The following is a 5,988-nucleotide window of genomic DNA, read 5'->3' as shown; positions in this document are numbered from 1 at the left end:
AGTGGGGCGCGCGCACAGCGGTCAACCTGCCCGCGCTGACCACCACCGTGCGCGAGATGGCACAGGCGCTCGAGCGCATCGCCGGCACCGAGGCAACGAGCCTGATCGACTGGGAGCCCGACGCGGCGATCGCGAAGATCGTCACGAGCTGGCCCAGCCGCGTGCATGCGGCGCGCGCCGAGGCCCTGGGCCTGAAGGCCGATGCCAGCTTCGATGCGATCCTGCGCGACTACGTGCGCGAGAACCCGCAGGCGGTCAAGCTCGCGGTGAAGGGCTGAGCGATGGCGAAGCTGCTGCTCGGCTGCATCGCCGACGATTTCACCGGCGCCACCGACCTCGCCAACAACCTGGTGCGCGCGGGCATGCGCGTGGTGCAGACGATCGGCGTGCCCGAGGGCCCGCTCGCGGCCGAGGTGGATGCGGTGGTGGTGGCTCTCAAGTCGCGCACCATCGCGCCGGCCGAGGCCAGCGCGCAGTCGCTCGAGGCGCTGCGCTGGCTGCAGGCGCAGGGCGCGCAACAGATCTACTTCAAGTACTGCTCGACCTTCGACAGCACGCCGCAGGGCAACATCGGCCCGGTGACCGAGGCGCTGATGGAGGCGCTGGGCTGCGACTTCACGATCGCCACGCCGGCCTTTCCCGACAACAAGCGCACGGTGTTCAAGGGCTACCTGTTCGCGGGCGAAGTGCTGCTCAACGAGAGCGGCATGCAGAACCATCCGCTGACGCCGATGACCGACCCGAACCTGGTGCGGGTGCTGCAGGCGCAGTGCCGGCGCAAGGTGGGGCTGATCGATCACGCGGTGGTGGCGCGCGGCGCGCAAGCGATCGAGGCGCGCATCGCGCAGCTGAAGGCCGAGGGCGTGTCGATCGCGATCGTCGACGCGGTGTCGAACGACGACCTGCTGCGCATGGGCCCGGCGCTCGCGAAGCTGCCGCTGGTCACCGCGGGCTCGGGCGTGGCCATCGGCCTGCCGGCCAACTTCGGGCTCGCACCCTCCTCGCAGGCCAGCGCGTTGCCGAAGGCCGGCGGCCACACGGCAGTGGTGTCGGGCAGCTGCTCGCTCGCCACCAACCGGCAGGTGCTCGACTTCATCGGCCGTGGCGGCGCCGCATTGGCCATCGATCCGCTGCGCATCGCGGCCGGCATCGACGTCGCGGCCGAGACGCTGGCCTGGGCCGCGCCGCTGATCGACAAGGGCCCGGTGCTCGTCTACTCCACGGCCGAAGCCGGTGCCGTGAAGTCGGTGCAAGGCCAACTGGGCGTGGAAGAGGCCGGCGCGATGGTCGAGCGCACCATCGCGGCGATCGCGCGCGGGCTGGTCGAGCGTGGTGTGCGCCAGCTCGTGGTGGCGGGCGGCGAAACCTCCGGGGCCTGTGTGCAGGCGCTCGGCATCGCGCAGTTGCAGATCGGGCCGCAGATCGATCCGGGGGTGCCGTGGTGTCATGCGCGTTCCTCGTTGGCGCCTGACACTGGGGTGCATATCGCATTGAAGTCGGGGAACTTTGGGGGGGATGATTTCTTTACCAAGGCGTTTGCGGTGTTGGGGTGAACTGCCTGGGTCGTGTTCGGGGCGGGCTCACGCCGATGGGGTACTCCCCTCCGCGAATGTCCCCCGCCTTCGGCTCCTCCTTTATTTCGCTGCGGGGAGTACCCCATCGACGTGAGCCTGGACGCAATCGTTGTTGAACCGCCGGCACCACCGCAGCGCCTCCCGTGCACAGGGTATCGGGTGCTTCCCGCAGCGAAATAAAGGAGGAGCCCGAAGGGCGGGGGACATTCGCGGAGGGAAGTACCCGATGCCCTGTGCACGCACCCCGAACAAGAAGCCAAAAAATGACCGAAACAAAAGCAAGAGAAGAAATCTGCCGCACAGCCAAAAGCCTGTTCGATCGTGGCTACGTCCACGCCACGGCCGGCAACATCAGCGTGCGCCTGGAAGACGGTGGCTTCCTCATCACCCCGACCGATGCCTGCCTGGGCTTCCTCGACCCCGCGCGGCTTGCGAGGCTGGACGCGCAAGGCCAGCAGATCAGTGGTGACCGTGCCAGCAAGACCATCGCGCTGCACATGCGCATCTACGAAGCAGCACAAGCTTTCGATGCCGATACCGCCTGCGTGATCCACACCCACAGCAGCCACTGCGTCGCACTCACGTTGAGCGGAACCAGCGACGAACTGCTGCCCGCCCTCACGCCCTACTTCGTGATGAAGGTCGGCCACGTGCCGCGCATCCACTACCACCGTCCGGGCGCGTCCGAAGCGGCCGCCGAGGTCGCCCAGGTCATCGCGCAGCGCGGCGCGGCCGGCGTGCCCATCCGCGCCGTGATGCTCGACCGCCTCGGCCCCAACGTGTGGCACGACACCCCCGCCGCCGCGATGGCCGTGCTCGAGGAACTCGAGGAGACTGCCAGGCTCCACCTCATGACGCGCGACCATGCCACGCCACCCGCGCCGCTGTCGCCCGAACAGATCGCCGAACTGCGCGTCATCTTCGGCGCGCGCTGGTGACTCCGTTCGAGACCACAATCGCCAGAACTTCAAAGAGACAACGCCATGCCACGCTTCGCCGCCAACCTCTCGATGCTCTATCCCGAGATGGACTTCCTCGATCGCTTCGATGCCGCCGCGAAGGACGGCTTCGAGGCCGTCGAGTACCTGTTTCCCTATGCCTTCTCCAAGGACGATATCGTCGCGCGCCTTCAGCACAACGGCTTGCAGCAGGTGCTCTTCAACGGCCCGCCCGGCAACTGGGAGGGCGGAGAACGCGGCCTGGCTTGCCTGCCGGGGCGCGACGCCGAGTTCCGTGAGGGCATCGCGAAAGCCATCGACTACGCGGTCGCGCTCGACTGCCCACGCATCCACGTCATGGCCGGGCTGGTGCCCGAGGGCCTCACGGCCGATGCCGTGCAGCAGGTGTACGTCGACAACCTGCGCTGGGCCGCCGAGGAGGCCGCGAAGGCCGGGCGCGACGTGCTGATCGAGCCGATCAACACGCGCGACATCCCGCGCTTCTTCCTCAACCGCCAGGACCATGCGCATGCCATCGTCGAAAGCATCGGCGCGCCCAACCTCAAGGTGCAGATGGACCTCTACCACTGCCAGATCGTCGAGGGCGACGTCGCGATGAAGATCCGCCAGTACCTGCCCACCGGCCGCGTCGGCCACATCCAGATCGCCGGCGTGCCCGAGCGCCACGAGCCCGACATCGGCGAGCAGAACTATCCCTACCTGTTCCAGGTGATCGACGAGGTGTCGGCGCAGACCGGCTGGCAGGGCTGGGTCGGCTGCGAATACCGGCCGCGGCGCGGCAGTGAGCCCGGCGGCACCTCGGCCGGGCTGGGCTGGCTGCGCGCGTGGCGCGAGGCGCAGTGAAGCTCGAGGCGCTGCGCGTTCCGAAGCCGCTGCGCGGCTTCGCGTCGGAGGCCGAGCTGTTCGACCTGCTGCTGGACGGCGATCGCGTGGCCTCGGTCGCGCCGAGCGCGCGGCAGGATTCGGCGCGCGGCATCGTGCTGAGCGCCTGCGTCGACGCGCATGCGCACATCGACAAGAACTACACCGTGCAGGAAGTGGGCGCGGCGCAGGGCAACCTGTTCGCGGCCATCGAGCGCATGAACGGCCACCGGGCCGGCTGGACCGCCGAGTCGCTGCGCCCGCGCATGGAACGCGCGCTCGAGGACGCCTGGCGCAGCGGCACGCGCGCGCTGCGCACTCACCTCGACTGGGTGCAGCCCGAGGCGCCGGTCTCGCTCGCGGTGTTCGAATCGCTGCGCGAGGCCTGGCGCGGCCGCGTCGAGCTGCAGTTCGTCTCGCTCACGCCGCTCGACCTGTTCGCCGATGCCGAGGCCGGCGAGCGCATCGCGCGCGAGGTGGCGCGCGCGGGCGGCGCGCTGGGCGCCTTCGTCTACCGCAACGAGGCCCTGTTGCCCAAGCTCGACCGCGTGTTCGAGCTCGCGCACAAGCACGGGCTGTCGCTCGACTTCCATGTCGACGAGGGCCTCGATGCCGACGCCAGCGGCCTGCGCGCCATCGCGCAGCTGGTGCGTGCGCGCGGCTTCGCGGGCCGCGTGGTCTGCGGCCATGCCTGCTCGCTCTCGGTGCAGGACGACGCCGTGGCGCACGAAACCCTGGCGCTGTGCGCGGGCGCGGGCCTGCACCTGGTCGCGCTGCCCACCACCAACCTCTACCTGCAGGGCGCCTGGGACCGCACGCCGGTGCCGCGCGGCATCACGCGCATCCGCGAGGCCGCGGCACGCGGCTTGCGTGCGAGCCTGGCGACGGACAACGTGCAGGACGCCTTCTATCCCTACGGCAGCTACGACCTCGTCGAGACCTTCGGCCTCGGCGTGCAGGTGGCGCACCTCGCGCCGGCGCTCGACTGGATCGACAGCATCACGCTCGCGCCGGCGCGGGCGCTCGGGCTGGCCTGGGACGGTCGCATCGCCGCGGGTTGTCCGGCCGACCTGGTGGTGCTGGCCGCCACCGACGAACACGAACTCATCGACCCGCGCGGCCGCCGCCGCAGCGTCATCCGCGCGGGCCGGATCCTGGAGCACACCGCATGAGCATGGGCAAGCCGATGGCCAACTATGCCGCCGCCAAGCGCGTCGGCGATTTCGTCTACATGAGCGGCGTGGTCGCCGTCGACCCGGCCACGCGCCGCGCGGTCGCCGGCTACGACGCCATTCCCGAGGCCGGGCGCAGCGCGCTGCAGGGCCTGGGCTACGCCACCGGCCAGATGTCGGTGGACGTGTTCGAGGCGCCGATCGTGGCGCAGAGCTGGTTCGTGCTGGAGCGCATCCGCCAGATCGCGGCCGAGCACGGCGGCACCATGGAGGACGTGGTGAAGCTGGTGCAGTACTTCCGCCACCTGCCGCACTACGCCTTCTACAACCGCGTTCGCGGTTTGTTCTACCCGGGGGAGCCGCCGGTCAGCACGGTGGTGGAGGTGTCTCGCTTCCTGCCGGGCGACGAGGTGCTGGTGGAGGTCGAGGCCACCATGTACCTGCCGGTGCGCGCTACCTGACGCCCGCACCCTTGAACAGGAACGCCGTCACCTGCTCGACCAGGTAGCCGCGGTCCTGTTCGTCGCCGTGCTGCGCGGTGTTGCGGAAGTACGCGGCCTGCGTGGCGTGGTCGGCATAGAACTGCGTCACGGCCCAGATGTGGAACAGCACCAGCATCGGGTCGGCCTCGTCCATCAGCCCCTGGTCCATCCAGTTGCGGATCACGGCGGCGGCCTGGTCGGTGCGCTGCTTGCTCGTGTCCATCAGGGTGTTGAGCACCGGCGCGCCGCGCAGCATCTCGGCCGTGAAGATGCGCGAACGCAGCGGATGCTCGAACGAGAACGCCATCTTGCGGCGGATCAGGTCGCCGAGCACCTTGCGCGGGCCCAGGGCCTCGTCGTCGAAGCCGAACACCACGATCCAGTCGGTGAGGATGTCCTGCAGGATCTGCCGGTACAGCGCCTCCTTGCTGTCGATGTAGTAGTGCAGCTGCGCCTTCGAGAGCCCGGCCTTGTCGGCGATCGCCTGCGTCGAGGCGCCGGCCAGGCCCTCGCTCGCGAACACCTCGATCGCGGCCTGGTTGATCACGCCGAGCACCTGCGCGTACTTGCGCGAGCGCCCGCGCGTGGCGGGGCCCTCGGCGTCCTCGGCGGTGTCGACGGCGGTGGTCCTGGCCATGCGCGGTCTCAGAGCTGGATGACCAGCTCGGCCCCCTTGGCGCGCGAGCAGCACAGCGCCACCTTGTGGCGCCGCTCGCTGCCCGTGAGGCAGAAGTCGCGGTGCTCGGCGCCCTCGCCTTCGGCGCCGACCACGCAGGTGCCGCACAGGCCCTGCTCGCACGACACCGGGATGTCGATGCCGACCTCGTGCAATGCGTCGACCGCGGTCTGGTCGGCCGCCACCGGCACCGCGATGCCACGCTGCGCGAGCCGCAGCACGAAGGGCTGGCCCGCGGTGGCGGCGGCATCGGTGGGCGCGGCG

General features: G+C 69.9%; 7 protein-coding genes and 1 pseudogene. 6 read left to right on the top strand and 2 right to left on the bottom strand.

The genetic code is table 11. The features are described 5' to 3' along the window. The 6 genes and pseudogenes from AC27VN_RS30145 to AC27VN_RS30120 all read left to right on the top strand — a co-directional run. Positions 1 to 278 (top strand): annotated as a pseudogene (locus AC27VN_RS30145) (NAD-dependent epimerase); the annotation flags it as partial. A gap of 3 nt (positions 279 to 281) precedes the next feature. Next, a complete protein-coding gene (gene otnK, locus AC27VN_RS30140) occupies positions 282 to 1,553 on the top strand; it encodes a 3-oxo-tetronate kinase (RefSeq protein WP_490878931.1) in 1,272 nt (423 codons plus the stop codon). A 284-nt stretch (positions 1,554 to 1,837) separates the two neighbouring features. Then, complete coding sequence (locus tag AC27VN_RS30135) at positions 1,838 to 2,512, top strand: class II aldolase/adducin family protein (RefSeq protein ID WP_490878930.1); 675 nt, start codon at positions 1,838 to 1,840, stop codon at positions 2,510 to 2,512. Between the two features lie 45 nt (positions 2,513 to 2,557). After that, positions 2,558 to 3,376, top strand: a complete 819-nt coding sequence (gene otnI / locus AC27VN_RS30130; protein ID WP_490878929.1) for a 2-oxo-tetronate isomerase — start codon at positions 2,558 to 2,560, stop codon at positions 3,374 to 3,376. Next, positions 3,358 to 4,566, top strand: a complete 1,209-nt coding sequence (locus tag AC27VN_RS30125; protein WP_490878928.1) for an amidohydrolase family protein — start codon at positions 3,358 to 3,360, stop codon at positions 4,564 to 4,566. The genes otnI and AC27VN_RS30125 overlap by 19 nt, the downstream gene beginning before the upstream one ends. Then, positions 4,563 to 5,027 carry a RidA family protein gene (locus AC27VN_RS30120; RefSeq protein WP_057595876.1) on the top strand — a complete coding sequence of 155 codons (465 nt, stop codon included), beginning with the start codon at positions 4,563 to 4,565 and terminating at the stop codon, positions 5,025 to 5,027. The genes AC27VN_RS30125 and AC27VN_RS30120 overlap by 4 nt, the downstream gene beginning before the upstream one ends. Here the strand turns inward: AC27VN_RS30120 and AC27VN_RS30115 are convergent. After that, on the bottom strand, positions 5,020 to 5,685 hold the full coding sequence (locus tag AC27VN_RS30115) for a TetR family transcriptional regulator C-terminal domain-containing protein (RefSeq protein WP_490878927.1): 666 nt from the start codon (positions 5,683 to 5,685) through the stop codon (positions 5,020 to 5,022). The two genes, AC27VN_RS30120 and AC27VN_RS30115, sit on opposite strands and share 8 nt — an antisense overlap. Before the next feature lie 8 nt (positions 5,686 to 5,693). Continuing rightward, positions 5,694 to 5,988 (bottom strand): 2Fe-2S iron-sulfur cluster-binding protein (locus AC27VN_RS30110; protein ID WP_490878926.1); only part of this gene is annotated, 295 nt, incomplete at its 5' end.

It is taken from the genome of Variovorax sp. 20P10.2.4, from assembly GCF_058244205.1.
This window is presented reverse-complemented; position numbering and strand designations above follow the sequence as displayed.

Bases quoted from the DNA above. Each gene is read 5' to 3' on its own strand.
- otnI (WP_490878929.1), top strand. From the start codon at position 2,558: ATGCCACGCTTCGCCGCCAACCTCTCGATGCTCTATCCCGAGATGGAC.
- AC27VN_RS30135 (WP_490878930.1), top strand. From the start codon at position 1,838: ATGACCGAAACAAAAGCAAGAGAAGAAATCTGCCGCACAGCCAAAAGC.
- AC27VN_RS30120 (WP_057595876.1), top strand. From the start codon at position 4,563: ATGAGCATGGGCAAGCCGATGGCCAACTATGCCGCCGCCAAGCGCGTC.
- AC27VN_RS30115 (WP_490878927.1), bottom strand. From the start codon at position 5,685: ATGGCCAGGACCACCGCCGTCGACACCGCCGAGGACGCCGAGGGCCCC.
- otnK (WP_490878931.1), top strand. From the start codon at position 282: ATGGCGAAGCTGCTGCTCGGCTGCATCGCCGACGATTTCACCGGCGCC.